Here is a 302-nt window from a genome sequence, read left to right on the forward strand (position 1 = left end):
GGCCGGGCGTTGAAGGCGGTGCGGCGGAACATTCAGATGGTGTTCCAGGATCCGTACACGTCGTTGAATCCGCGGATGACGGTGGGCGACATCATCGGGGAGCCGTTCGACATTCATCCGGAGGTGGCCCCGAAGGGTGACCGGCGCCGGAAGGTGCAGGAGCTGCTGGATGTGGTGGGGCTGAATCCGGAGTACATCAACCGGTATCCGCACCAGTTCAGTGGTGGTCAGCGGCAGCGTATCGGGATCGCCCGGGGGCTGGCGCTGCGTCCGGAGATCATCGTCGCCGACGAGCCCGTCTC

At 65.2% G+C, this 302-nt stretch carries 1 protein-coding gene; it reads left to right on the forward strand.

Annotated features, from left to right (window positions below; all coding sequences use genetic code 11):
• Positions 1–302: ATP-binding cassette domain-containing protein (locus IO40_RS0132870; protein WP_031176692.1), on the forward strand; the 302-nt coding region annotated here is incomplete at both ends.

Origin of the sequence: Streptomyces albus subsp. albus (assembly GCF_000725885.1) — a bacterium.
GTDB classification, from domain to species: Bacteria; Actinomycetota; Actinomycetes; order Streptomycetales; family Streptomycetaceae; genus Streptomyces; species Streptomyces albus.